Origin of the sequence: Lentzea flava, assembly GCF_014648475.1 — a bacterium.
Lineage (GTDB): Bacteria > Actinomycetota > Actinomycetes > Mycobacteriales > Pseudonocardiaceae > Lentzea > Lentzea flava.
Genome location: NZ_BMRE01000050.1, coordinates 12,960 through 38,156, shown reverse-complemented (window position 1 = coordinate 38,156; position 25,197 = coordinate 12,960). Strand labels below are relative to the sequence as shown.

The 25,197-nt window shown below is 67.8% G+C and carries 25 protein-coding genes, 1 tRNA gene and 1 pseudogene; 5 read left to right on the top strand and 22 right to left on the bottom strand.

Features of this window, described 5'->3' with window-relative positions; translation table 11 throughout:
- Positions 1 to 3: 3 nt before the first annotated feature.
- The 4 genes from IEZ09_RS36895 to IEZ09_RS36880 all read right to left on the bottom strand — a co-directional run bounded on the left by IEZ09_RS36895 (position 4) and on the right by IEZ09_RS36880 (position 2,973).
- Entirely contained in the window at positions 4 to 609 is a 606-nt protein-coding gene (locus IEZ09_RS36895; RefSeq protein ID WP_189258466.1) for a response regulator transcription factor, read from the bottom strand.
- Positions 610 to 829: 220 nt separating this feature from the next.
- Positions 830 to 1,498 (bottom strand): SDR family NAD(P)-dependent oxidoreductase, encoded by a 669-nt coding sequence (locus IEZ09_RS36890; protein ID WP_189258465.1) that lies wholly within the window; start codon positions 1,496 to 1,498, stop codon positions 830 to 832.
- Positions 1,499 to 1,555: 57 nt separating this feature from the next.
- Positions 1,556 to 2,161: a response regulator transcription factor gene (locus IEZ09_RS36885; RefSeq protein WP_189258464.1), complete on the bottom strand. Its 606-nt coding sequence runs from the start codon at positions 2,159 to 2,161 to the stop codon at positions 1,556 to 1,558.
- A gap of 221 nt (positions 2,162 to 2,382) precedes the next feature.
- Entirely contained in the window at positions 2,383 to 2,973 is a 591-nt protein-coding gene (locus IEZ09_RS36880; RefSeq protein ID WP_189258463.1) for a TetR/AcrR family transcriptional regulator, read from the bottom strand.
- A gap of 89 nt (positions 2,974 to 3,062) precedes the next feature.
- Here IEZ09_RS36880 and IEZ09_RS36875 point away from each other — a divergent pair, with 89 nt between their 5' ends.
- Genes IEZ09_RS36875 through lipA form a run of 3 tightly spaced genes read left to right on the top strand, consistent with a single transcriptional unit; the run spans position 3,063 to position 5,311 of the window.
- Positions 3,063 to 3,371, top strand: coding sequence for a hypothetical protein (locus tag IEZ09_RS36875; protein ID WP_189258462.1), 309 nt, complete (start codon positions 3,063 to 3,065; stop codon positions 3,369 to 3,371).
- Positions 3,368 to 4,258 (top strand): oxidoreductase, encoded by an 891-nt coding sequence (locus tag IEZ09_RS36870; protein ID WP_189258461.1) that lies wholly within the window; start codon positions 3,368 to 3,370, stop codon positions 4,256 to 4,258. The genes IEZ09_RS36875 and IEZ09_RS36870 overlap by 4 nt, the downstream gene beginning before the upstream one ends.
- Before the next feature lie 51 nt (positions 4,259 to 4,309).
- On the top strand, positions 4,310 to 5,311 hold the full coding sequence (gene lipA / locus IEZ09_RS36865; protein WP_189258460.1) for a lipoyl synthase: 1,002 nt from the start codon (positions 4,310 to 4,312) through the stop codon (positions 5,309 to 5,311).
- 36 nt (positions 5,312 to 5,347) lie between these two features.
- Here the strand turns inward: lipA and IEZ09_RS36860 are convergent, their stop codons facing one another.
- From IEZ09_RS36860 to IEZ09_RS36795, 13 genes and pseudogenes are all read right to left on the bottom strand, one after another.
- Positions 5,348 to 6,097 carry an FHA domain-containing protein gene (locus IEZ09_RS36860; protein WP_189258459.1) on the bottom strand — a complete coding sequence of 250 codons (750 nt, stop codon included), beginning with the start codon at positions 6,095 to 6,097 and terminating at the stop codon, positions 5,348 to 5,350.
- Positions 6,098 to 6,163: 66 nt separating this feature from the next.
- Positions 6,164 to 7,888: a serine/threonine-protein kinase gene (locus tag IEZ09_RS36855; protein ID WP_189258458.1), complete on the bottom strand. Its 1,725-nt coding sequence runs from the start codon at positions 7,886 to 7,888 to the stop codon at positions 6,164 to 6,166.
- A 92-nt stretch (positions 7,889 to 7,980) separates the two neighbouring features.
- Entirely contained in the window at positions 7,981 to 9,156 is a 1,176-nt protein-coding gene (locus IEZ09_RS36850; RefSeq protein ID WP_229813291.1) for a polysaccharide lyase family 7 protein, read from the bottom strand.
- A gap of 29 nt (positions 9,157 to 9,185) precedes the next feature.
- Positions 9,186 to 9,842: an ESX secretion-associated protein EspG gene (locus IEZ09_RS36845; protein WP_189258457.1), complete on the bottom strand. Its 657-nt coding sequence runs from the start codon at positions 9,840 to 9,842 to the stop codon at positions 9,186 to 9,188.
- The gene (locus IEZ09_RS36840; protein ID WP_189258456.1) at positions 9,842 to 11,050 is read right to left on the bottom strand and encodes a WXG100 family type VII secretion target; all 1,209 of its coding nucleotides are present in this window, start codon (positions 11,048 to 11,050) and stop codon (positions 9,842 to 9,844) included. Before IEZ09_RS36840 ends, IEZ09_RS36845 begins: the two co-directional genes overlap by 1 nt.
- Positions 11,050 to 11,316, bottom strand: coding sequence for a hypothetical protein (locus IEZ09_RS36835; RefSeq protein WP_189258455.1), 267 nt, complete (start codon positions 11,314 to 11,316; stop codon positions 11,050 to 11,052). Before IEZ09_RS36835 ends, IEZ09_RS36840 begins: the two co-directional genes overlap by 1 nt.
- A gap of 78 nt (positions 11,317 to 11,394) precedes the next feature.
- Entirely contained in the window at positions 11,395 to 12,420 is a 1,026-nt protein-coding gene (locus IEZ09_RS36830; protein WP_189258454.1) for a saccharopine dehydrogenase family protein, read from the bottom strand.
- A gap of 9 nt (positions 12,421 to 12,429) precedes the next feature.
- Positions 12,430 to 12,723: a hypothetical protein gene (locus IEZ09_RS36825; RefSeq protein ID WP_189258453.1), complete on the bottom strand. Its 294-nt coding sequence runs from the start codon at positions 12,721 to 12,723 to the stop codon at positions 12,430 to 12,432.
- A gap of 77 nt (positions 12,724 to 12,800) precedes the next feature.
- On the bottom strand, positions 12,801 to 13,295 hold the full coding sequence (locus tag IEZ09_RS36820; protein ID WP_189258452.1) for a GNAT family N-acetyltransferase: 495 nt from the start codon (positions 13,293 to 13,295) through the stop codon (positions 12,801 to 12,803).
- 15 nt (positions 13,296 to 13,310) lie between these two features.
- Positions 13,311 to 13,813 (bottom strand): annotated as a pseudogene (locus tag IEZ09_RS46975) (cytochrome P450).
- 764 nt (positions 13,814 to 14,577) lie between these two features.
- Positions 14,578 to 14,949, bottom strand: a complete 372-nt coding sequence (locus IEZ09_RS36805) for a hypothetical protein (protein ID WP_189258449.1) — start codon at positions 14,947 to 14,949, stop codon at positions 14,578 to 14,580.
- 618 nt (positions 14,950 to 15,567) lie between these two features.
- Positions 15,568 to 17,781 carry a tetratricopeptide repeat protein gene (locus tag IEZ09_RS36800; protein ID WP_189258448.1) on the bottom strand — a complete coding sequence of 738 codons (2,214 nt, stop codon included), beginning with the start codon at positions 17,779 to 17,781 and terminating at the stop codon, positions 15,568 to 15,570.
- Positions 17,782 to 17,857: 76 nt separating this feature from the next.
- Positions 17,858 to 18,103 (bottom strand): hypothetical protein, encoded by a 246-nt coding sequence (locus IEZ09_RS36795; protein ID WP_189258447.1) that lies wholly within the window; start codon positions 18,101 to 18,103, stop codon positions 17,858 to 17,860.
- A gap of 242 nt (positions 18,104 to 18,345) precedes the next feature.
- Here IEZ09_RS36795 and IEZ09_RS46970 point away from each other — a divergent pair, with 242 nt between their 5' ends.
- On the top strand, positions 18,346 to 18,597 hold the full coding sequence (locus tag IEZ09_RS46970) for a hypothetical protein (RefSeq protein ID WP_229813290.1): 252 nt from the start codon (positions 18,346 to 18,348) through the stop codon (positions 18,595 to 18,597).
- Between the two features lie 119 nt (positions 18,598 to 18,716).
- Here IEZ09_RS46970 and IEZ09_RS36785 read toward each other — a convergent pair whose 3' ends face one another.
- From IEZ09_RS36785 to IEZ09_RS36770, 4 genes are all read right to left on the bottom strand, one after another.
- Positions 18,717 to 19,442: a TIGR02391 family protein gene (locus IEZ09_RS36785; protein WP_229813289.1), complete on the bottom strand. Its 726-nt coding sequence runs from the start codon at positions 19,440 to 19,442 to the stop codon at positions 18,717 to 18,719.
- 183 nt (positions 19,443 to 19,625) lie between these two features.
- Positions 19,626 to 19,700: transfer RNA gene (locus IEZ09_RS36780), tRNA-Val, on the bottom strand.
- A 38-nt stretch (positions 19,701 to 19,738) separates the two neighbouring features.
- The gene (locus IEZ09_RS36775) at positions 19,739 to 20,203 is read right to left on the bottom strand and encodes a peroxiredoxin (protein WP_189258446.1); all 465 of its coding nucleotides are present in this window, start codon (positions 20,201 to 20,203) and stop codon (positions 19,739 to 19,741) included.
- A gap of 83 nt (positions 20,204 to 20,286) precedes the next feature.
- Positions 20,287 to 20,718: a DUF3052 domain-containing protein gene (locus IEZ09_RS36770; protein ID WP_189258445.1), complete on the bottom strand. Its 432-nt coding sequence runs from the start codon at positions 20,716 to 20,718 to the stop codon at positions 20,287 to 20,289.
- 319 nt (positions 20,719 to 21,037) lie between these two features.
- Between IEZ09_RS36770 and aceE the strand changes: the two genes are divergently transcribed.
- Positions 21,038 to 23,797 (top strand): pyruvate dehydrogenase (acetyl-transferring), homodimeric type, encoded by a 2,760-nt coding sequence (gene aceE, locus IEZ09_RS36765; RefSeq protein WP_189258444.1) that lies wholly within the window; start codon positions 21,038 to 21,040, stop codon positions 23,795 to 23,797.
- A gap of 45 nt (positions 23,798 to 23,842) precedes the next feature.
- Here the strand turns inward: aceE and IEZ09_RS46965 are convergent, their stop codons facing one another.
- Complete coding sequence (locus IEZ09_RS46965; protein WP_229813288.1) at positions 23,843 to 25,066, bottom strand: GNAT family N-acetyltransferase; 1,224 nt, start codon at positions 25,064 to 25,066, stop codon at positions 23,843 to 23,845.
- Between the last annotated feature and the right edge of the window lie 131 nt (positions 25,067 to 25,197).

Sequence of the window (25,197 nt, the reverse complement as noted above, 5' to 3'; positions counted from 1 at the left end):
GCCTCAGAGCCAGCCGGAGGTGCGGGCGATGCGCACCGCGTCGATGCGGTTGCGGGCGTCCAGCTTGGCCGACGCCGTCGTGAGGTAGTTGCGCACGGTGCCCACGGACAGGAACAACACCTCGGCGATCTCGGTGGCGCTGGCGCCGTCCGCGGCGTGCCGCAGCACCTCCAGCTCGCGCGGGGTGAGCGGGCACTCGTCACCGTCCCACGCGGCGAGCGCCAGCTGGGTGTCGATCACCCGGCGACCGACGGCGACCCCGCGAATCGCGTCGGCGAGCTCGTTCACCGGTGAGTCCTTGAGGATGAAGCCGTTCACCCGTGCGTTCAGCGCCCTGCGCAGGGTGCCCGGTCTGCCGAGGCTGGTGAGGATCAGCGTGCGCGTGGCCGGGGAGCTCTCGTGAATCATCATGGCGGCGGAAAGCCCGTCCATGCCGGGCAGGTCGATGTCGAGCACCGCCACATCCGGCCTATTCTTGTTAACCGCCGGCACGATTTCGCCACCGGTTGCGACGGACGCAACGACTTCTATATCCGGCTCCAGGTTCAAGAGGGTTTCGAGCGCACCCCTGACCATTTGCACGTCCTCGGCGAGCAACACGCTAATCATCGAGCTTCCCCCAAGCCGTCAGACGCTTGTCCTAAAAGGGTTTCTACACTCGGTCACCGGGTCCGACAAGCAGTTGGGCCGAATGCCCTAACGCGATCACGAATCCGTGATCGCGCGATGACTTTCCGTCAGCGGGGGATGCTGCAAATGGAACAGTCACCGGCATCGGAGCGTGATCGGCGGCCGTGACGATTGCGGCCGTTTCCGGCCAGGGACCGGTCTAGCCCGCGCGTCGCAGCCCGAGTCCGCCGTCGACGGTGATCACCTCGCCCTGGATCCACGCCGCCTCGTCCGTGCACAGCAACGCCACCGCGTCCGCGACGTCGCCGGGCACCGTGAGGCGGCCGGACGGGCAGCGGATGGCGAGGCGTGCCATCAGTTCGGGATCGGTGTTCATCGGCCCGTGGTCGACCACCGGCGTGACGACGGCGTTGACCGCGACCCGGTGCTGCGCCAGGCCCAGCGCCAGCTCCCGCACCGCGTCCCCGACCGGCGTCACGGTGTACCCGGCGACCACCACGCGCCCGCCGCCGTCGAACGCCTTGGCGAGCCCGTCGGCCGCGCCCACCAGCGGCCAGAGGTCCGGCGAGGTGACCAGGTGGACGTACAGGTCCAGCCGTTCCCAGGTCTGGGTGACTTCGGTGAGCACCGCGCGGATGCCGGCCTCGTCCGCGGCGTCGGCGGCGAGGAACGTCACCGGTCCCGGCCGCCCGCTCAGGACGATCTGCGCGCGCTCGGCGTCAGGATCCTCGGCAGGGCACGGCAGGACGACGTGGACGCCGTTGTCGCACAGCTTGGTCGCGACGGCCAGCCCGAGACCTCGGGTGCCGCCGGCGACGATCGCGATCTTGCCGTCGAGGCCGAGCCGGGTGGGCGCTGGTTCGAGCATTCTGATCACCTCGGCGTCGAGGGTCCGCCCCACCCCTGGAGGGCTGCTCGAAGGCGGTCAGAACCAGCCGGACTTGCGGGCGATGCGGACCGCGTCGACGCGGTTGCGGGCGTCGAGCTTGGCCGTCGCGGCGGTCAGGTAGTTGCGCACGGTGCCGACGGACAGGAACAGGGTGGTCGCGATCTCCGTCGCGTCGGCCCCGTCGGACGCGAGCCGCAGCACCTCGAGCTCGCGCGGCGTCAGCACGCAGTCGTCGGTGTCCCACGCCGACAGCGCGAGCTGGGAGTCGATCACTCGTCGCCCGACGGACACACCGCGGATCGCGGCCGCGAGCTCGCCGATCGGGGCGTCCTTGAGGATGAAGCCGTTGACCCTGGCGTTGAGCGCCCGGCGCAGGGTGCCCGGCCTGCCGAGGCTCGTGAGGATCAACGTGCGCGTCGCCGGGGCGGTGTCGTGGATCGCGGTGGCGGCGGACAGCCCGTCCATGCCGGGCAGGTCGATGTCGAGCACCGCCACGTCCGGCTTGTTCGCCACCACCGCGGGAAGAATTTCATCGCCCTTCGCCACGGAGGCGACGACGTCGATATCCGGTTCAAGGTTCAACAACGCGACCAAAGCACCGCGGACCATTTGCACGTCCTCGGCGAGTAACACTTTGATCATCCGTCCACCTGCCTCCCCCCTCAGGTCACCATTTCGAGTTTTACACTCGGTCACCAGACAGGACAAGGATCGGCGCCAACACCACCGAGCATTACTCCGAATGAGCCAAAGTCTTCAGAAATGGAAAACGGCACATTACCTTGTGTCATCGGTCGATCACGGCACGCGAATGGCCGAACCGGAAACCACGTGCACGATTCGGCCACAAAAGACCGGCCGGGCTACTTCGTGCGCAAACCCTCCAGCACGCGCAGGATCGCGCGTTCCACCTCGCGCCCGGTGCGCTTCGGGTCGGACGAGCTCGCGATCGTGCTGGCACCCGCGGACAACGCGCCGAACAGCAACCTGGCCATGATCTCCACGGGCGCTTCCTCGATCTCCCCCGCGTCGACGAGCAGCTGAACGGCCGTGCGGAGCAGACCGAAGCTGAAGTGCTCCTCCGCCTCACGCCAGCGTTCCCAGCCCATCACGACCGGCGCCTCGTGGATGATGATCCGCTGGTACTCGGGGTCCAGGCACTTGCGGACGTACGCCCGCAGGCCGGCGACCGCGGTGTCCCACGCGTCACCGTCCGCCGTGACCACCGCGGTGAGCGACTCGATCGCCCGCGTCTCGACCTGCGCGAACGCCGCCTCGAACAACGCCTGCTTGCCGCTGAAGTGGTGGTAGAGCGCGCCTTTGGTCACGCGGGCGCGTTTGACGACCTCGTCGAGCGAGGTCCCGGCGTACCCGCGCTTGGTGAACAGGTCGACGGCGCTGTCCACGAGCGCCTGCCTGGTCGACTCCGAGTACTCCGCCCGTCGTGTTCGCACGGCCGCAACGTATCTCACATACCGACGGTACGTACCGGTGGTATGGTCGTGTCATACCAGGAGTATGCGAGAGACCGGGGGTACGAGACATGGGCTGGGCAGACCACTACCGCCGCCGTGACGCACTCGACGCCGTGCTGCGCGACGCCCGGCGCGACCCGTCCGCACCGCTGATCGTGGATCCGGACGTCTTCTCCTCACTGAACGAACTGCTGCTGGCGCTCGATCACCGCTGGCAGAACAAGCTGACCGCGCGCATGGAGGCCGCCGCGCTGGACGGGCCGGTCGACGAGCACCTCGTCACCGCCGAACTGGCCGCGGACGAGCCGGTGTTGCGCGCCGTGCTCGATGCACACCTTTCGCTCAGCAGTTACCGGACGGTAGGAATGACTCCATGAGTCGTTGGAGCGAAGCCGACATCCCCGACCAGACCGGCCGCACCGTCCTGGTGACCGGCGCGAACTCCGGTCTCGGCCTGCGCACCGCCCAGGTGCTCGCGGCCAAGGGGGCCCACGTGATCATGGGCTGTCGCTCCGTCCAACGAGGTGAAGCGGCACGGCGAACGGTGCAGGGCTCCGCCGAGGTTCTCGAACTCGACCTCGCCGACCTCGGCTCCGTTCGCTCCGCCGCCGAGCAGGTCGCCACGCTCGACGTCCTCATCAACAACGCGGGCATCATGGCCGTCCCGTACGGCAAGACGGTCGACGGTTTCGAGCGCCAGTTCGGCACCAACCACCTGGGCCACGCGGCCCTGACGTGGCTGCTGCTGCCCGCGCTGAGGCAACGTCCAGGCGCGCGCGTGGTGACCGTGTCGTCGCTCATGCACCAATACGGCCGCATGAACTTCGACGACCCGAACTGGGAGCGCCGCTCGTACAGCTCCAGCGGTGCCTACAGCCAGTCCAAACTGGCCAACATCCTGTTCGCACGCGAGCTGGAACGTCGCGCATCGGACGTGACGTCCATTGCGGCCCATCCCGGCATGACGGCCACCGAACTGACCAACAACATGGCCGACGCGCACAAGTCGTCGATCATGCGGATCGGCGGCAGGATCAGCCACCTGTTCTCCCAGTCCGTGGAGATGGGCGCACTGCCGCAGCTCTACGCGGCGACGTCTCCCGAGGCGCGCGGCGGCGAGTACTACGGCCCGGACGGCTTCCGGGGTCTGCGCGGCCACCCCACCAAGGCGGGGATGACCTCTGCCGCCCGCGACGACCTCGCCGCGAGCCGGCTGTGGGACCTCACCGTGAAACTGACGGGCATCACGCCAGATCTGCCCTGACCAGACGGCACGTGACGCCGGACACGCCAGGTCGCAGCGTAGGGTGAGGTCGTGACTGTGGTACCGGAGGGTCGGAAGCTGCTGCGGCTCGAGGTCCGCAACAGCCAGACGCCGATCGAGAAGAAGCCCTCGTGGATCAAGACGCGGGCGAAGATGGGCCCCGAGTACCGGGAGCTCAAGGGTCTGGTCAAGCGCGAGGGCCTGCACACGGTCTGCGAAGAGGCCGGCTGTCCCAACATCTACGAGTGCTGGGAAGACCGCGAGGCCACGTTCCTGATCGGCGGCGAGCAGTGCACCAGGCGCTGCGACTTCTGCCAGATCGACACGGGCAAGCCCGCCGACCTCGACCGCGACGAACCCCGCCGCGTCGCCGAGAGTGTCCAGGCGATGGGCCTGCGCTACTCCACGGTCACGGGTGTCGCTCGTGACGACCTCGAGGACGGCGGCGCGTGGCTGTACGCGGAGACCGTCCGCCAGATCCACGAGCTGAACCCCGGCACCGGCGTCGAGCTGCTCATCCCGGACTTCAACGCGATCCCCGAGCAGCTGAACGAGGTCTTCGAGTCGCGTCCCGAGGTCCTCGCGCACAACCTGGAGACCGTCCCGCGGATCTTCAAGCGCATCCGCCCCGCGTTCCGCTACGAGCGCTCCCTCGAGGTGATCACCAAGGCCCGCGAGTTCGGCCTGGTCACCAAGTCGAACCTGATCCTCGGCATGGGCGAGACCCCCGAGGAGGTCACCGAGGCGCTGGCCGACCTCTACGACGCGGGCTGCGACATCATCACCATCACCCAGTACCTGCGCCCGTCGCCGCGGCACCACCCGGTCGAGCGCTGGGTGAAGCCGGAGGAGTTCGTCGAGCACAAGGAGATGGCCGAGAAGATCGGCTTCCTCGGTGTGATGGCGGGCCCGCTGGTCCGCTCCTCCTACCGCGCCGGCCGCCTCTACGCGCAGGCGAAGCAGAAGCGCGGCGAGGAGCTCCCGGAGAACCTCCAGCACCTGCTCACCGTCTCCGCGTCGCAGGAGATCACGAGCCTGCTCGCCCCGCGCTGAGCCCCGCCGAGGAAGCAGGCCGGGTGGCCTGCTTCCTCAGTACAGCTCGTCCAGCAGTGCGAGATCCGGCGGCACCAGCGTGGTCGACAGCACCAGCTCCTTGAGCAGGTTGTCGTTGAGCGAGTTGCCGACGGGCTCGCCGACCTCCTCGCGCCGCAGGCCCGTCACCCCTGCCTTGGACAACCGCGCCCGCACGTCGGCGATCACGCGGTCCACCCGTTTGACGTTCCAGTCCTGGCCTGCCCGCAGCTCCGCCATGGCGGCCGCGACCTCACTTCGTTGCACGGGCTGAGGGTTCGCCTCGTGCAGCAGGTACCGCTGTCCCAAAAGGACGAGCAGGAGCCGTTCGTCCTCGGTGAGCCGCCACCGCTTCGGCTGCTGGGTCGCCGCGCTGTGCAGCGTCGCGGGCTGGCCGCCGTCCTCACCGGCGACGTACACCTCCAGCAGGTGTTCGCGCACACCGCGGACGAACAGCGGCGTGTACCCGTCCGACAGCGGGAGCGGGTCCTCGTCCTTGAACAGCAACCGCGTTCCCGGCAGCCGGATGGGCAGCTGACCGGTGTTGCTCACCCACCACCGGCCGCTGTCGTGGGTCAGCACCCCGTGCAGGCGGCTCACCCGCAGATCGGTCTCACCGACGCAGACGTCGACCGCGGGACGGTTGCGGCCGAACCGGATCGACGCACCGCCCACGGGTGCGGCGCTCACCTTGCCGCTGACGGTGAGTGCGACGACCGCGCCGGGAGCCGCACCGGCCACCCCGCGCGCCAGACTGTCGTGTTTCATGGCCGGCTCCTCGAAAGTCGCGTACATCCCAGGAGTGTGGACGTTGCCGCGCGGGACCCCTCCCGGTCAGCGGTTCATGTTGTCGGCCGCGATCTTGGTCAGCCGTTCGGCCATGGCGCACCGCTGGTCCTTCGGCCCGTCCGACACGGTCAGCATCAACACGTCGACGAGAGCGACCTTCGGCTGGTTCGACGGGTGGTAGGGCACCCGGTACGTGCACTCGTCGTCGGACTCCTGGAGGTAGGCCTCATGGCCGCCCACGGGCTTCAGCGTTCCCTTGATCGGCCACCTGGCCTCGTGCTGGTCATAACGCACGTGCACACCGGTCTGGGTGGTCGCCGTGTACCACTTGCAGGACCAGCCACCGAACACGTTCACGCCGGCGGTGAAGCTCGGCAGCGCGTCGGCGGGCAGCAGACCGCACGTGTCGATGCGCGCGGCCGATCCGGGCGGGAATTCTTCGGTGCGACGGGGAATCGGACCCGCGCGCAGCACCTGCCGCACCCGCTCCACCGCGACGTCGGCGATCTTGCACAGGTCTTTCGGGGAGTCTTCCAGTCCCGCGGTCAACCGCACCCCGTACCTGTCGTCGATGATCACCAGCCGGTTGCACTCCGGCTCGTCGCCCGACGGGACGTCGAGGACCTCGAACGGCGGGGCGGCGATCGTGCGCCACGTCGCGTTGCGCAGCTGGGACGCCATGGTGGCGAGCTGCAGCTCGACCCGGAGCTTCTCCTCCCGCCCCACGTCGATCAGCACGTCGCAGCGGTTGAAGTTGCCCCACTTGGGTTTCAGCTCCGGCGGGCCGAACTCCGTGAAGTCGCTCGCCTGAAGCAGCGCGCACGGTTCGGCCGTGCGCTCGTCCCCGACCAGGTCGGCGCGGCTCGATCCGGGTTGTGCCAACGCGACCACCGCCGCCGTCAGCGCCACCACGACCACGCCGGCACCGGCGGCCTGGAAAGTCCTGCGCCGCCACCACGGCGGTCCGGCGGGCGGCGCGGCGGACGGTTCCCAGTCGCCGACGATCTCGCGCAGCCGTTGCCGCACCTTCTCCGCCGACGGACGCCGGCCCGGCTTGCGCTGCAGCATCTCGGCGAGCAGGTCCGCGAGCGGACCCTCGTGCCGCATCGGGGGAATCTCACCGGCGCGGGCCCGTTCGAGCACCACGGCCGGCTCGTCCGTGCCGAACGGCGGTGTCCCCTCCAGCGCCGCGTAGAGCGTCGCGCCGAGCGAGAACACGTCCGACTCGCGGCCGGCGGGATGCCCGGCCGCCACCTCCGGCGCGGTGTACGCGGGCGTGCCGCTGACCCGCGCGTCGTCGAACCCGGTGACCTCGCGCCAGACGGAGATGCCGAAGTCCGTCAGCTTGGTGAGGTCGTCGGCGGCGACGAGAACGTTGCCCGGCTTGACGTCGCGGTGGACGATGCCGCGCGCGTGGACGGCGGCCAGCGCCGCCGCGGTCTGCACGCCGATCCGCGCGACCCGGTCCGCCGGCAGCGGGCCGTCGGCCAGGATCAGATCCAGGCTTCTCGACTCCAGGTGCTCCATCACGAGCCAGCCGTCCACGGCGTCGAAGACCGCGATCAGGTTCGGGTGGTGCACCTGTGCCGCGATCTCGGCCTCGCGCCGGAACTGCTCGCGGTCGGCCGCGCTCACCGCGCCGTGCGGGCGTTTGAGCGCGACCGTCCGCTTGAGCTTCGTGTCGAACGCGGTCCAGACGATTCCCCCGGAGCCGGATCCCTTCGCGTCTTCGAGCCGATAGCGCCCGTCGACCAAATCCCCCGTACGCACGCACCGCAGCTTAGTGATTCCGCTCCGTCACCACCATAGGGTGCGAATCGAAGCGTTTCTCACAAATGCGCGCGCACGTGGAAAAGCGCCTGTCAGCGATGGGTGACCGTGAGCTTGTAGATCGTGACCTGCCCGAAATTGCTCGCGTCGCACGGCGCGGAGTTCCCGCAGTTGGCCTGCGTGTAGGCACCGGCCTTGAAGTAGCCGCCGGAGAACGACGTCGCGATGGTGCCGACCAGCTGGTCGTTGTAATACGCCCTGACCTTGCCGTCGCTGACCTCGAACTTCGCCTGGAACCGGGTCCCGAGCCGGTAGTCGTCGTCAATCAGTTTGTACCGACTGTTGTCCCCATTCGTGAGATAGAGCTTGGTGCCTTCGAGGCGGAACACGGTGACGTCGTCACTCGAGTCGTGGATCTGCCCGACGACCACGTAGGGCCTTTCCTTCGGCAATGCCGTGACGGCCTGCTCGACGACCATGGTGTGCTTGCCGGAGGTCGAGGACCAGCTCGCGAGCTTCGTGCCGTCGTCGGTCATCTCCCGCAGTTCGGATCGCGGATTCTTGCTGTTCTGAGTGGTGACTCCGTTGACGGGCGCGCGGAACCGCACGCCCTTGCAGCCGGAGTCGGTGACGAACCACGGGTCCTGCGCGAAGCCGTCCAGCTTCGGCTGGGTGATCTCGCGCGGCTGCGTGCCGTCCTTGTCCGGGTCGTCGACCGGCAGCGTGATCTTCCAGTTCCGCAGGTCGAGCACCTGCGCCGGCCGTTCGCACGGAGCGGGATCACCGCCGCCAGGCCCGAGCACGTCGACCTCGGTGATCGAGTTCCACCCGTTGCCCGACGAGTTGCCGTGGCCGACGATCCGCACGTACCGCGCTTCGGCGTCGGGGATGTCGTACACCTCCTGGGCGAGCGTCCTGCGGCTGGTCAGTCCCTCCGCCGCCGGTGCCCACGTGCTGCCGTCGGCGGACGTCAGCAGGTCGAACGTCGCCGTGCGCTGATCGCCCTGGTGCCACGCGATGCTCACCGCGGACACCGGCTGGGCCGCGCCGAGATCGAAGCTGATCCACGCGCCGTCGCCCTTCGCCGACCAGCGGGTCCCCAGGTTGCCGTCCAGGGTGTTCGCGGGCACGTTGCCGTCGTCGCCGCTGGCCACCACCGCGGTGACGGGCAGGGTCGCCGCGGCTCTCTCCGCCGCGTCCGCCGCCATCGCGGCCACCGGCAGCAATGCCACCGCGGTCGCGGCCGCGAGGCCCTTGCGCATTGCCATGAGATCTCCTTTGCAGAGTTGACGTTCGATCAGGCCGCGAGGCGGTGCAGCCATTCGCTGACGATGTGGTGGGTGGCGGGGGTGGCGTGCACCCAGCGCTCACCGCGGCCGTCGGTGTACCGGGTGACGAGCCAGCGGCCGTCCGGGCAGTCGATGGTGGTGAGGAACGACTCCGACCGCCGGCGCCGCCCGTGCCGGTCCCGCCTGGCCGCGTAGAGCTTCGCGACGCACGTTCGCGGGCGCTGCATCAGCTCGTCCAGCGCTCGTGAGTGCTGTGCCTCGCCGGCGCGCGCGTTGATCGACGCGCCCCTTCCTGGCGGCATCTCGGGAAGGTGCGCCAGAAGCGTGTCCGCCGGGTTGCCCCGCACCGCCTCGATCCGCACGTAACCGTTGTCCCGCAACGCGAAGACGCCGTGCCGTCCGGCGGTGGCCGCCACGACGGGCAGCGTGTCCTCGCGGGTGAACCCGATCCACCCGAAGCACTCGAAGTCGGCGAATGCCAGTACCCGCAAGGCATCCAGCGTGTCGTCGATCCGCACACCCTCGCGGTGCAGTGCGTGCTCGACTTCCAGTGCGTTGGCCTCGCTCGGCGACACGTGCAGCACGGTGTGGTGCTCGCCGAGGTCGTCGTGGTGCCACAGCACGTCGAACGCCGTGTCCGACAGGACCACCGGTGCGCGCAACATCAGTCCTCCCCGATCACGGGTGCCACGCTGCCGGGCAAGCTGCCGATGATCGCGTCCGCGTCCTCCTCCAGGTACACGGTCCGCTTGTGCTCCCGGTCTTCCTCCTCACGCGCATGTGCGGCGTGCGGCGCGAAGCCACCCACACCGGTCGCACCGACTTTGCCCACCGCCCCGCGCGCACCGGCCGTCACGGGAGCGTTGGTGAGCGTCTTGCCGAGAACGGCAGAGCGGTCACCTGGAGACTGGGACGTCCGCTGCCCCCTCGTTCCGGTCGGATCGCCGATGCCCATCCCGCCCGGCAGCATTCCGGCGGCGCCCGCCAGGTGGTCGCCCTTCGGAACGCCCGACGTGTGCGCCGTGTCCCTGGCCGACGGTGGCCGCGTGGCCAGCGGCACGGCCGGCACGCCACTGGGCAGGTCGGCGACCGTCGTCCGGTCACCGGGTTGCTTCGGAACGGCCGGCGCCTGGCCGGTGGGCACCCGTCCGGCAAGACCGCCACCGCCGCCGTCGCCCCCACCGGCGTTGCTCGCGGACGTCTTGCCGCCGCCACCACCGTTCGTCGACGGCGGCGCGGATGCCTTGTCACCACTGGAAGATCCGGCTGACGAGGGCGACGTCGCACCCGCGTCGCCGACCTGGGGAGGAGTGGACGTCGCGCCCTGCACGCCCGGTCCTGCCGTGGCCTGGACCGCGGTGGCCGTCGCGAGCACGCCACCGGATGCCTGAGCCATCTGCGGCAGGGTCGCCTGGTTCTGCCCGGTGGCCGCGGCGTACTCCGCGTAGACACGGCGGTTGTTCGCGTCGGCCGCGAACCACGCCTTGCGGGCGAGCTCGCTGTCGGTGTCCCACGGCGTGAGCTGGTCGAAGAGGGTCAGCTCCGGCGGCTGGGGCGTCGCCATCGGCATGACCTGCTTCTTGAACGCGGCGTACCTGTCCGCCTGCGCCCGCAACGAGACGTCGGCCTGGTCCAGGGCCTCCTGCGCCCGCTGGAGCGCCTGGTCGATCGGCTGCGCGGCCTCGGCGGCGCGGTCCGACGCCTTGCCCTGCCAGTTCGACTGGAGCTGGCCGGTGAGCCGGCGGAGCTCCGCGCTGAGGTTCTCGATCCGCGTGCGCGCGCTCTGCGACACGTCCGCTGCCTTGATGAGCACCTCGGGGCTCTCGCCCTGCGACGCCATCTGCCAGATGTCGTATCCGCTGAGCCCGGCCATCAGTCCTGCACCGCCAGCCGTCGCTGGTTGGCCCGCTCCGTCTTCTCGTACTGGTCGACCGACGCCTTCAGCGCGTCGATCCGTGCCTGCAGCTCCCGCTCGATCCTGGTGACGGCGTCGAGGTGCTGCCGGCCCGCCTGGCTGGCCGCGGTGACGTAGCCGGTGGTCGCGGGGTCCCGCATCGGAGGCCGGATCTCCGCGAGCGGCTGGCACTTCAGGTTGGCGGCGGTCAGGTCGTCGTGCACCTTGCCGTGCTCAGCGACCACCCTGTGAAGAGTGTCGATTGTCAGTTCGAAGTCGCCCATGCACACAGCGTGGCGGCAGGGCGCCGGGACCCCTCCCGGTCAGGAGAAACGCACCTCGCCCGCCACGACGCCGTCCAGCTCGCGGACGAAGTCGGCACCGAACGCGCTCGACGGCGTGTGAACGCCGGGTGCGACGCCGCCGATCTTGCCGACGGCGCGGAGCACGGAGTCGGCGGTGAGGCTGTACGCGTTGGGCGTGGTGATCGCGCACTCGACCTTGGTCTGGTCGTCCCAGGCCTCGCCGAACACCTCGGCCCTCGTGTTCGCGCGCTTGCGCTCGTCGGGGCCCTTGACCTTGCCGGCGACGCTCTTCGCGAACGTCTGCACGAGCGATGTCTGCAACACCGGGGCGAACACCTGCTGCAGCTGCCCGAGCACGCCCGGCACGACGGTGAACGTCGTGATGTTCGGGATGCCGGTCGACCGGTAGGCGGTGCTGACGTCACCCCACGGGATGCTGCCGACCTCGCGCGGGCCGGAGCGGAAGCGGGCGGTGCGGCGACGGTGGCCGATGCGGACGCCCTTCAGCTCCCCGTTCTCCCTGATCCGCCCACCGACCGCGGCGGCCTCGACCGACGTCCTGGCCGTCCCCGCGCTCGCTCCTCCCCCGACGACGAACGCGAGGTCGAGGTGGGTGGCGGTCGGCAGGGCGTTCTTGAGGATCGCGGCGACGCAGTCCGTGGGAACGACGTCGAACCCAGCACCGGGGAGCAGCGCGATGCCGGCTTCACGCGCGTCGGCGTCCCTCAGGCCAATGGACTCGAACACGTCGATCTCACCGGTGATGTCGAGGTAGTGCGTGCCGGTATCCAGGCAGGCGTCGACCATCGCCGCGGACGTGTGGGCGAACGGGCCCGCGCAGTGCACGACGGCCTCGACGTCCTTCAGGTGATCACTCGCCCGGCTCAGGTCGAACGCCCGGTGCTCCAGGCCCAGTTCGAGAGCGATCGGCTCGACCTTCTCCCGCGAGCGCCCCGCGAGGATCGGCCGTTCTCCGCGCTCGATCGCGAGCTCCGCGATGAGGCGTCCGGTGTAGCCGTTGGCGCCGTAGACCATCCACGTCATGCCGCGACCTTACCGGCGAGTAGCGTTGAGTGAAGAGACCAAAGAGCCGATCAGCAGTAGTGCGCCCACGCCCATCACCGGCAACGCCCAGAGCAGTCTGCGATGCCTCAAATCGGCGCAGATGTCCACATAGGCCTGACCGGCAGCGGCAGTCGCCGGCTCGTCGAAACCGAGGCCCAGACCGTTGCCGCAGGGGATCAGCGAGCCGCTGGGCGCCTCGACGGCCAGCATGACGAACAGGATCGCACCTCCACCGAGCAGGAACGCGAGACCGACCACGACGGCGAAGGTGCGCACTGACATGAACCAAAAGTTACGTCTCAAATGGACTCGGGGATAGCCCTGGTCAGACGCATTGGGGTTGATCCCCTAATCCCCGGCTAAACGCTCTCACGCCCCAGTTGCGCCTGCGCGAGGGAGAACGAGTAGCGCTGCTCCACCCGGCCGGTGCTCGGATGCGGCGCGGGGTCGCCGACCTTGATCCATCCGAGGCGTTCGTAGAGGCGCACGCCACGCACGTTGTCGACGAAGACCAACAGCTCCGCGCCCGTGTATCCGCGCTCTGTCAGCGCATCGGGCAGCGCGCGCAGCAACGCCTCACCGACCCGCCTGCCCCACGCGTCGGGATGCACGCCGACGTAGTTGATGAACGCGGTCCCTGTCCCCTGTGGACCTCCCGCCAGAAAGCCAACCGGCTCACCGTTTTCGAGCGCCAGCAACAACAGCGACGGCTCGTTCGCCAACGCGTTCTCGATGCCGGGCCGCGCCTCTTCGAGCGTAGGAACCTCGTCGTAGCCGTCCCGCGCGGTCACGGCGTGCGCCCAGATGAGCGCGGCCGCGTCGACGTGTTCCGGTCCCCCTTGGATGATCTCCACGCACACCAGCGTAGGTCAGGCCCTCAGCACGACGGGAAGGGTTTTCGAGCTGGCCATGATGTCGTTCCACACCACCACGGGCTGCTCGTCACCGGAGTAGGTGGTGCGCGGGAACCGGGCGGTGAGCTCACGCAGGACGATCTCGGTCTCGAGCCGGGCAAGCCCGGCACCGAGGCAGAAGTGCGGCCCGTGCCCGAACGTCACGTGGCCCGGTCGACGCGGTACCGCGCAGCGTCCTCGTGCGCAACGGGACACCGTCCGGCGGCGCCGAGGTTGATCAGCAGCAGGGTGTTCTCCGGCACCTCGACCCCGTCGATCTCGAGCGCCTCGGTCGTGATGCGGTGCGTGGAGTTGCGCACCGGCGAGTTGTGCCGCAGCGTCTCCTCGACCAGCACCGGCACCAGACCGGGGTCCGCGGCGGCCTTCTCCCACAGGCCGTTGTCCAACGCGTCATGCACGACATTCGTGATGAGACCGGCCGTGGTCTCATGGCCCGCCACGACGAGAAGGAACGCCATCGCCATGAGCTCGTCGTGGGTAAGACGGTCACCATCGTCGTCAGCCGCGACCAACGACCCGAACAACGAGCCCTCGTCGAGTTCGGCACCGGTGAGCAGGGCGTGGAAGTAACCACCCAGCGCGTCGCTCGCGGGCTGCGACACCTCGGGGTCCATCGACATCATCGTCTGGATCAACGCGCGAACCCGCGCCCGATCCCTCTCCGGCACACCGAGCACCTCACCGATGACGTGCAACGGCATCGGCACGGCCAGCGCCTCGACGAGGTCGACTTCCACACCGACCGGCAACCGGCCGATCAGCTCCGCGGTGATCTCCTCGATGCGAGGCGCGAGCCGCTGCACCGCCGCGGCGTTGAACGCCTTGACCGCGAGCGCCCGCAACCGCGCGTGCTTCGGGTTGTCGCTGTTGAGCATGCTCGGCCCGAAAAGCCCGGCAAGCTCGCTCTGCGTGCTGCCGAGCTCCGCGAGCTGACGCTTGATCTCCTTCTGCAACGCGTCGCTGTCCTTGGAGAGCCGCCTGTCGGCGAGAAGCTTGCGAGCGAGCTCCAGCCCAACCGTGACGACCTTCACCCGCACCCCGTCGGGCCGCGTGGCGTCGTGCAGCGGCCCTGCCGCCCGCGCGTCGTCCTCGATCCGATGGTGCTCACGCGCCCGCAATTCACCACCGGTCAACAGGTTCGACATGAGCTTCGCTCCCCCGGAAGAGTTGGCGTCGCCACCGTTCTACCGTGCCGGGCCGAGATGTCCACCGACCGTTCCGGTCACTGGAGCGCGTCGAGCACCCTGATCGTCTCCACCGCCGGCAACCGAGGCGGCGGCGCGGCAATGGCCTTGCGCCCCAACACCCATCCGGGCAGGTGGTGCTGCAACGCCGCCCGCCCTTCTGGCGTGATGTCGACGGGCGCGGCCATCCCGTGGTCCATGGCCCGATCCGGCCGCTCCCACGTGATCCAGCGACGCAGCTGGAGAATCTCCAGGTCCTCCGCGTCCCACTGCTTGGCCGGCCGGTGCTCCAGGTACCAGCTGGTGGCCCCGCGGTGCACGCCCCCTTGCTCCACCAGCGCGAGCAGCTTGATCTGCTCCTGCGTGACGGTGGCCGGGACGGGCTTCGCGACCTTGCCCTTGCGCTTCACAGGTAGTCGTCCTTCGGAGGAGGCGGGCCCAAACGTCCCCGACAACCCGTACAAAATACGGCACGACCGCGTCCCGTTCCAGATAGTGACCGGTGTTCCCCCAGCCACTCACCGTGATCACCGGAGGTGAGCCATGAGCCCAATTCCCGGAGGCCATCACAGCGGGCCACGCCGCAGTGTGGTGCACGAGCACACCGACGCATGGCGAGCCGGACCAGCCGCACGCCCAGCCGGCCAAGCGAAGCAAGGCCGAACCAACGCGACCACGCTGGGTCGGGACCAACCGCACCGTGGGGGGCTTGGGGGCTCGGCCACCCAAAATCATCCACAGCCGACATTCGCGAAAGTGGCGAAGCCACTGAGCAAGGCCGGCCTTCGGCCGTGGGCGCGACAGGGATCGAACCTGCGACCGCTCGGAGGTAATCGCAGGGTTCGCCGCGCTGACGTGGCGGTTTCCGAGACGTACGTCTCGGGGAGGTTCGCTTCACACCAGGGCCAGTCCATAGCCGGCCACCACCGTCGATGTCACACATTGATGTCAGCAGTCGGCTGAAGTTGCAGCTATAGCACGTTCGCACCGAGGCGTTGGTCGACGTTCGCCCCAGGCGTCCAAAGCGTTCAGTCAGTACGCGACTCGTCGGGTTTCTCTGCTGCCACATCGTCGATCGGGACTAGGGCCTCCCCAGCTTCTTGGAGGAGGCTTTGCAGCATGGCCAGGATCTGTGCGGCCTTCATGTGGCCTGCGTCAGCAGCGCTGCGGAGGTAGCCCATGGCTTCCTCCTCACGCCCCCGCTTGGCCAGCAGACCCCCCAGAGCGGCCATAGCGTTGACATCGCCTGCGTCAGCAGCGCTGCGGAAGTAGTCCATGGCTTCCTCCTCACGCCCCCGCTTGGCCAGCAGGCCCCCCAGAGCGCCTACGTTCTCGGTTTCGCCTGCGTCGACAGCGCGGCGGAGGTATTCAATGGCTTCGTCCTCACGCCCCTGTCTGACCAACATCTTGCTCATAAAGTTCAGAACTTTGGTATCACCTGCATCGACAGCACGACGGTAGAACTCCGCGGCCTCGTCGTAATGGCCTTGCCTCTCCAGCGTGATACCCAGAGTGCCCAATACGTTGGTTTCTCCTGCATCAGCAGCTCGGCGGAGGTAGCCCAGAGCTTCGTCGTCACGCCTCTGCTTGGCCAACATCATACCCAATAGGCCGGTGGCCTTAGTCTCACCCGCCTCGACGGCACGACGGAGATAGTCCAGGCTTTCGTCATCACGACCCCGCTCCATCAGCAACATGCCGACGAGACCCATAGCGATGGTGTCGCCTGCGTCGGCGGCAGCGTGATAGAGCTTTTCAGCTTCGTCTTCACACCCCTTCTCCTTCATCAGAATTCCGAGGTTAACCAAAGCGCGGACGTTGGCGGTGGACGCCTTTTCCCAGGCTGCTTGAGCGATATCGACCAGATCCGCATGGTAGGCGGCGTTACCAATGGATATAGCGTCTACGGCGGCGGAAGAATCAAGCAATCTGAGCCATAAAATATCATTGACTCGCTCGGGCAGAGGGGACTGGCCACTCCGTGAACGGTCCAGCAGGTAATCAGAAGCGAGGGCTGTGCTCTGAGAACGAGGTTGCAGGCAGGAACTGGCTCCCAGTACAGGCTGGTGGGTCCATCGCAGCGCTTCTGCGATCGTGGGCAGATCATCGCGATGACGCCAGGTCGGAGCCATGTAGTGACGGTGCAACTCACCTAGCAGCGTGATAGACACGGGTTTGTGGTAGCCCGCACGGCGGCAGTCCACCGCGGCGCTGATCAATGCCTGGCCGACCATAAACAGCGGGCCGTCGCCGATCGACCATCGACCCATCATCGCCGTGCCTGCCGCCAAGTACTCCGCGAACCCTTCCGGCGCCTGCACCGCACGTCGCACTCGACCGTCACGCTCACCCACTTGCTGTGCGCGTTCTCGTTCGCTGGCAGAGAGAGCGGCGGCCACCGGAATTCGGCGACGCCCTTGGACCTGGGCGATCAAATCGATCGCTGCCCGATCGATCCTCGCGTCCACTCTGTCAAATTCAGTACTGGCAATGGTGTGGCGGGCCAATTCTTCGTCGCGCATCGTCGCCACCACGACGGTCCTGCTCAGCCTGCCGGCCGGGCACAGCTGTTGCAGCAACGCTAGGTCCAGGCCGTCCGCAGCGAGGTAGAGCTCCAAGTCATCCAGCCACACCACAGCGCCGTCCGGCACCGCGCCTGCTGCAACCAATTCCCGTAAGGCTGGGCCGTCGCGCGGTATCAGCAGCGGATCGTGCTGACGGAGCCGCCGGAGTGCCTCAATCCCGGCACGCGACTTCCCTACGGCAGCCCGCCCATGTAGCAACACCATGCCACCGGTCGCGATTGCCCATTCCAGGTCCTCATCCAGATCACGCCCCACGTACGGGGGCAGGTCCGAGCCGTCCTCGCTGTGAGTATCGATGGCGGGTTTGACTCGCACTTGCAGCAACCCGACTTGCCCTACTTCAGGCAGATGTCCATCCACCAAGTGCAACGCCCGTCCCACCAGGTGATTCGCTCGGTCCAGTGTCGCCACTTGGTCGTGCACGATCGCGGCGGTGCCTTGGGATACCCGTGAGTCCGGCACAATCCACCGCCAGACTGGTGGGCCCACAGCCCACAGCAGTGCCACCACGGCAGCAAGCCAGCTCAAGCCCTCCATAACGTTGCGCACCGTGCCGCCATCGGCTACCAGCCAGTCAAACTGCCCGAAACGCACCGACAACGCCGCAGCAACCGGCGCCACTACAGCCAGAGCGACCCGCCACCATCGGCGTTTCACAGCACCTCCAAGTGCCCAATGCCCTACCCGCCACAGTCGCAGGTACCAAGAACTGTCGCGAAATCGGTCCCAGTCGCTACAGCGGCTGGCTCAGTTCGTCTCCAAGGCTGGCTTGGCTAGCGTTCATCTGGTGCACGCGTACCAGACCGGTTGGTGAGGTCAGCGTCGCGGATACCCTGGTGAGCAGGCGTATCCCGCAATCAATGCCAGTGACCGGGGTGCTGCTGTGACGAACCCAATGGACGGGGCAGGTCATCAACTGCGGCTGATCCGCCATGCCCGAAAGAAGTCGCTGACGGTCATCGCTCAACGCGCCCGGCATCTCAGCCTCCTACCTGTCGCGGCTGGAGAACGGCGAACGGGCGCTTGATAGCCGCTCGCTCGTTTCGGCGCTCGCGAACGCGTTGGAGGTGGCTCCGAGCGAGATCACGGGTGCCGCGCTGGCAACTCCGGGCACCTCGGACGAGGACCGCTCCCTGAACGGTGTCCGGCTCGCGCTGCTCGCAGTGACCATGGGTGAGCCTGAGGGCAACGTCGTGCCGGTCGAAAGGCCTGCGAGTTCGCGTGACGGATCTGCTGAACGATCAGAAGGACTGCAAGGTCGTCGAGGTCGGGCAGGCGTTGCCGAGCCTGATCAGGGACCTGCACACCACCCTTGGCGCTGGTCACGACGTCGCGGTGGTGCTCAGGCTCTTGGCCCTCGCGCACGTGCAGGGAACGCAGGCGTGGCTGATGGATGTCGGGGCCAACTTGATCTCGCCCGGCAGGCTGCTGCGCTGGCAAAGAGTGCCGCCGAACAGGTGGACGATCCGCTGACTCACGCCGTGAGTGCTTTCGGCACCGGCTCTCAGAGCCCGACTGATACCACCAGACAAAGGCAACGGCGCCTCCCAATTCACGGAGGCGCCGTTGCGACTGATCGAGTTTGCCCGCCGTTACTCGCCACCCATAACCAGGTCGTCGCTATGCTGATGGCGAAGCTGCGTAAGGACCAGGCTCCCTAGGCCCAGTACACCGAACGCATAGCGCTTTGCGTCAGTTCGCTTCTGAATGTTGTGCCGATCAACGTTGCTGAGCGCCTGAGCGAACCCGATACCTAGCGCTCGCCAGCCCTCCCATTCGCCCGGCTGCTTGCCGAGGCGATACTGACCGCTGTCCGCAAAGATGGTGGAGAACAGCCTCTTGCCTATAAGTGCTTCGCCGGTAGGAGCCGTAGGATTCCCGCACCACTGACGAACTCGATCCTCAACAAAAATTGCAGTCTGACTTGCAACCTTTTGCCATTCTTCATTTTGGACGTGGCTTTGAACGTGCGCCCAAAGATCAGGGTCGAAGGCAGTTTCATCCACAGCGTCATCACTGGTGCCCGCAAGCTCAAGCTCGAAGATGGCAGCTTCTATTACACCTACGGCTTTCGCCAGGCCGCCAAGAAAGGCGTTGTCATAGTAGCTTTGAGCCGCGCCAGAAATAACCATGGCCCTGTACTTGACGTCCATGAAAGCCTTGGTCGCGTGGTGATCCGCCCCCAAGGCACGCGTCAGTACCGTCTGCACGCGGCCCTGCCAGGATGCAAACTTCGTCGGCGGCTTGAGCTGGATCTTCTGCTGCTCCGCCTCCTCCTTGAGCGACCTCAAGTTCTCCAGGGCGGCACGCGTCTGCACGGACGGCATCGTATGACTGCGTCACCGGGTCACACCACGGTATTAGCAAAGCATCGACGATCCTCGTGCTGGACGAGGCAGGCCGGCGGGTGACAGCGGGGCAGGACCTGCTTCCAGAGCCCAACGGATGTCAACCGGTGATATCAACGGCGCCTTCAGGCCTATCGGAGGAGCCGTTTTGGCTGGTGGGCGCGACAGGGATCGAACCTGCGACCGCTCGGGTGTAAACCGAGTGCTCTTCCGCTGAGCTACACGCCCCGACCCCAGCACCCGAGAGCGCCAGGGGTACAGCTACATCATGCCTTGAGAGAGGCTACGGCCTTCTTCCAGGCGTCCTGGTCCCGGGCCTCACCCGGCGCGTTCACCTCGGCGAACCGCACCACACCGGCCACATCGACCAGGAACGTGCCCCGGAGCGCCATGCCCACCGTGTCGTTGAACACGCCGTAGGACTGCGCGACGGCGCCGTGCGGCCAGAAGTCGGACAGCAGCGGGAACTGGTAGCCCTCCTGGTTCGCCCACGCCTTCAGCGCGAACGGGGAGTCCACGGACACGCCGAGCACCTGGACGTTCTCGTCCTCGTAGGTCGCGAGTTCGTCGCGCAGCTGGCAGAGCTCGCCGTTGCAGATGCCGCTGAACGCGAACGGGTAGAAGACCAGGAGCACGTTCTTCTTGCCGCGGAACGACGACAGCGTCACAGGCTGCTTGTTGTAGTCGTTGAGCGTGAAGTCCGGGGCTTCCGAACCGACCTCGACCGCCATGAAAACAGACCCCTCCGGTTGACGAAGACGAACCACGGACGTCGCAGCGTCCGTGGATCAACCCTATGTCAGCCGTGGAGCGCTCAGCGCTTGGCCTTGGTGGACTTCGGCCACACCAGGCGGGTGCCCGCCCAGTCGTCGGCCACGCTGATGTTCGAGGTCTGCGACAGGCCGGCGGTGGGGACGGCCTCGGCGATGTCCGAGGGCTCCACGTGGCCGGGGCGGCCGGTCTTCGGGGTGAGAACCCAGATCACGCCGTCCTCGGCGAGCACACCGGTGGCCTCGAGCAGAGCGTCGACCAGGTCGCCGTCGTCCTCTCGCCACCAGAGCAGAACCACGCTCACGGTCTCGTCGGCGTCCTCGTCGAGGAGGTCGCCTCCGATCTGCTCCTCGACGGCGGCACGGAGGTTGTCGTCGACATCCTCGTCCCAGCCGAGCTCTTGGACGACCATGCCCGGTTCGATCCCGAGCTTCTCGGCGACGCCGATCTTGCCGGCGTCTTCCGCGGCGACCACGGTTTTCACTCCTCCAACTACGCAAGAGCGACAGCCCTAAGACTGCCGCCAGAGTCCGTTACTCGCGCTAGCGAACACTGTCAGCTACCTCCGGCGCAACTGTTGACCACGTGACACGCCGTAACAGGGACCCCTGTGAAGATCCCTAGACTGGCATGAGGCACGCTCTACACACCTCTTATCGCGCGCGCGTGAGAGACACGATCCAGAACTACCGATCAGTAGCGGTGACGAAGTCGACGCGCAAGGACAACGATAGGAACGCGGGGCACGGTTTCCGGGCCCCCGCACGAACCGCCAACGAAGCCGAGGAGACACCTTGAGCCCGCAGAACACCGGCCCCGAGCGGGTGCGTGTCATTCGTGACGGTCTGGCCGCACACCTGCCGGACATCGACCCAGAAGAGACGTCCGAGTGGCTCGAATCGTTCGACGAGGTGCTCAAGGGCGGGGGTCAGCAGCGGGCCCGCTACCTGATGCTGCGTCTGCTGGAGCGTGCGCGTGAGAACCACGTCGGCATGCCCTCGCTGACCAGCACGGACTACGTCAACACCATCCCCACCGAGCGCGAGCCGTGGTTCCCCGGCGACGAAGAGGTGGAGCGCCGCTACCGCGCCTGGATCCGGTGGAACGCCGCGATGACGGTGCACCGCTCGCAGCGGCCCGGCGTGGGTGTCGGCGGCCACATCTCGACGTACGCGTCCAGCGCGTCGCTGTACGAGGTCGGCTTCAACCACTTCTTCCGCGGCAAGAACCACCCCGGTGGCGGCGACCAGGTCTTCATCCAGGGCCACGCCTCCCCCGGTGTGTACGCCCGCGCGTTCCTCGAGGGGCGCCTCTCCGAGCACCAGCTCGACGGCTTCCGCCAGGAGTACTCGCACGCCGGTCCGGGTGGCGGCCTGCCGTCGTACCCGCACCCGCGCCTGATGCCGGACTTCTGGGAGTTCCCCACGGTCTCCATGGGCCTCGGCCCGATGAACGCGATCTACCAGGCGCGGTTCAACCGCTACCTGCACGACCGCGGCTTCAAGGACACGTCCGACCAGCACGTGTGGGCGTTCCTCGGCGACGGCGAGATGGACGAGCCGGAGTCGCGCGGCCTGCTGCAGCTCGCCGCGAACGAGCACCTCGACAACCTGACGTTCGTGGTCAACTGCAACCTGCAGCGCCTCGACGGCCCTGTGCGCGGCAACGGCAAGATCATCCAGGAGCTGGAGTCGTTCTTCCGCGGCGCCGGCTGGAACGTCATCAAGGTCATCTGGGGCCGCGAGTGGGACGCGCTGCTGCACGCCGACCGCGACGGCGCGCTCGTGAACCTGATGAACTCGACGCCCGACGGTGACTACCAGACCTACAAGGCGAACGACGGCGCGTACATCAAGGAGCACTTCTTCGGCCGCGACCCGCGGACGAAGGCGCTCGTCGAGCAGATGAGCGACGACGAGGTGTGGAACCTCAAGCGCGGTGGCCACGACTACCGCAAGGTCTACGCGGCCTACAAGGCGGCCACCGAGACCGTCGGCCAGCCGACCGTCATCCTCGCCAAGACCATCAAGGGCTACTCGCTCGGCCCGCACTTCGCGGCCCGCAACGCGACGCACCAGATGAAGAAGATGACCCTCGACGACCTCAAGGGCTTCCGGGACAGCCTGCGCATCCCGATCTCGGACGAGCAGCTCGAGGCCGACCCGTACCTGCCGCCGTACTACCACCCCGGCCAGGACGCGCCGGAGATCCAGTACATGCTGGAGCGCCGCCGTCAGCTGGGCGGTTTCGTGCCGGAGCGCCGCACGAAGTCCAAGGCTCTGGTGCTGCCCGGCGACAAGGTCTACGACGGCATCCGCCGCGGTTCCGGCAAGCAGGAGGTCGCCACGACGATGGCGTTCGTCCGGCTCGTCCGCGACCTCGCGAAGGACCCGGAGATCGGCCCGCGCATCGTCCCGATCATCCCGGACGAGGCGCGCACGTTCGGCATGGACTCCATGTTCCCGACGCAGAAGATCTACAACCCGAACGGCCAGGCGTACACCTCGGTGGACGCCAACCTGATGCTCGCCTACAAGGAGTCCGAGCAGGGCCAGATCCTGCACGAGGGCATCAACGAGGCGGGTTCCACGGCGTCGTTCACGGCGGTCGGCACGTCCTACGCGACGCAGGGCGAGCCGATGATCCCGATCTACATCTTCTACTCGATGTTCGGCTTCCAGCGCACGGGCGACGGCCTGTGGGCGGCGGCGGACCAGATGGCGCGCGGCTTCGTGCTCGGCGCCACCGCGGGCCGCACGACGCTGACCGGTGAGGGCCTGCAGCATGCCGACGGCCACTCGCTGCTGCTGGCGCACACGAACCCGGCCGTGGTCGCCTACGACCCGGCGTGGTCGTTCGAGGTGGCGCACATCGTCAAGGACGGTCTGCGCAGGATGTACGGCGAGAACGCCGAGAACATCTTCTACTACATCACGGTCTACAACGAGCCGTACGTGCAGCCGGCCGAGCCGGAGAACCTGGACGTGGAAGGCCTCCTGCGCGGCCTCTACAAGTACCAGGACGGCCCGCAGACCGGCGGTCCGCGGGCCCAGATCCTCGGCTCCGGCGTGGGTCTCCCGTGGGCGCTCAAGGCCCAGCAGCTGCTGGCCGACGAGTGGGGCGTCTCCGCCGACGTGTGGTCCGCCACGTCGTACTCGGAGCTGCGCCGCGACGCCGTCGACACCGACCGCCACAACCTGCTGCACCCGGACGCCGAACCGCGCGTGCCGTACGTGACGCAGGTGCTGCAGAACGTCCAGGGCCCGGTCGTCGCCGTCTCCGACTGGATGTCGGCGATCCCGGACCTGATCCGCCCGTACGTCCCGACCGACATGACGACCCTGGGCACAGACGGCTTCGGCTTCTCCGACACCCGCCCGGCCGCCCGCCGCCACTTCCTGGTGGACGCGGAGTCCGTCGTCGTCGCCACGCTGGCCGCACTGGCCAAGCGCGGCGAGATCGGCCAGGACAAGGTCATCGAGGCGGCCCGCAAGTACCGCATCGACGACGTGCAGGCGGCCGGTCCGTCCACGTCGGACGCGGGCCTCGCGTAACCGTTCGTCCCGAAGGGCCGCTCCGCACGCGCGGGGCGGCCCTTTTCACGCCCTGAGCGCGTACTCCGTGAACTGACCGGCGATGGTGAACCCGAGACGCCGGTACACGGGCTCACCCTCCTCAGAGGCCTGCAGAACCGCGATCCGGTAACCCTCGGCCCGTGCGGCCCGCAAGGCCGCCAAGGTGATCGCGCCACCAAAACCGCGCCGCCGATGCTCCGCGAGCGTCGCGATGTTGTAGATCCCGGCGACCCCCGCGTGCAGGAACACCTCCGCTGTGCACACCGCGCGCCCGTCCACGTACCCGACGAGGTAGCGCGCCGGGCTGTCCAACGCGTACGGCCCCGCGTCGGCGTAGAACCGGCGGACCGTCGCGGCGGGCGGATCCCAGTTCGAGGCCAGGACCGCCGCGTGGTCCGCGAGGTCGGCCTCGGTGGTGACGCGACGGATGTCCAGCTCGGCGACCTGCCGTCCAGCCAGCGCCGCATCAGCGAGATCCAGCCACATCACCGCCTCGGTCTCGGCCGCCGCGATCCCGGCCTGCACGAGCAGGGGACCGAGGTCCGCCGGGGTCGACGCGGGCCCCACCCACCACGAGAAAGGCCGGCCGGTCGCCTTCACCGCGTCCACCGTCTCCGCGACGCGAACTCCGACCGTCTCCGCGGTGAACCTGGCCGCGGCAACGATGTTGAACGTGTCGTCGTCCAGCCCGCTGTCCGCGATCAGGAGGTCACCGCTCTCCACCACGGTCGCGTGCTCAAGCTTCCGATGCAGGTGGCAGGCGTGCTCGGCGAGATTCCGCTCCACGCTCTCCAGCAAACCGGTGCTGACCTCGCGCAACCGCTCATCAGCCGGATACACGTAGTCGTACTCGTCGGCGTCGATCCAGGCACGCACATCGGCGAGGAACGCGACCGTCTCCGGTGAGAGCGTCCAGCCGACCGGCGCCTTCTCCGCGTCCGCCTCGCCGTCGTCGTGGAAGTAACGCACCAGCTGCACGACCGCGCTGATCTCGGGGTCGGCGGTGAGGCGCACGAGCTCGTCACGGACAGGCAGCAGCCGATCGACGAGCTGCCGAACCTGGACGTCGACCGCCTCTGCACCGCGCCGGACGATCTTCCACGCGTGCACCCGCGGCACGTCCCGCTCGAGACTCCTGCTGCCGCGCACGAGGACCTCGTCCGGTTCCATCCCGAGCCGCCGCGTCATCTCGGCCGCCGAAATCGTGAGGCTCTTCAGAGCGAAGTAGCTGTACTGCTCGACCCGCATCGGCCCATCGGAGCACGCTCCCAAGATCGTCTGCGACCGATATATCAGCCCACCGATATATCAGTTATGCAAAAGACGTTTGCGGACGTCCGCAAACGTCTTTTGCATAAGGACGATAAGCGCAGGTCAGA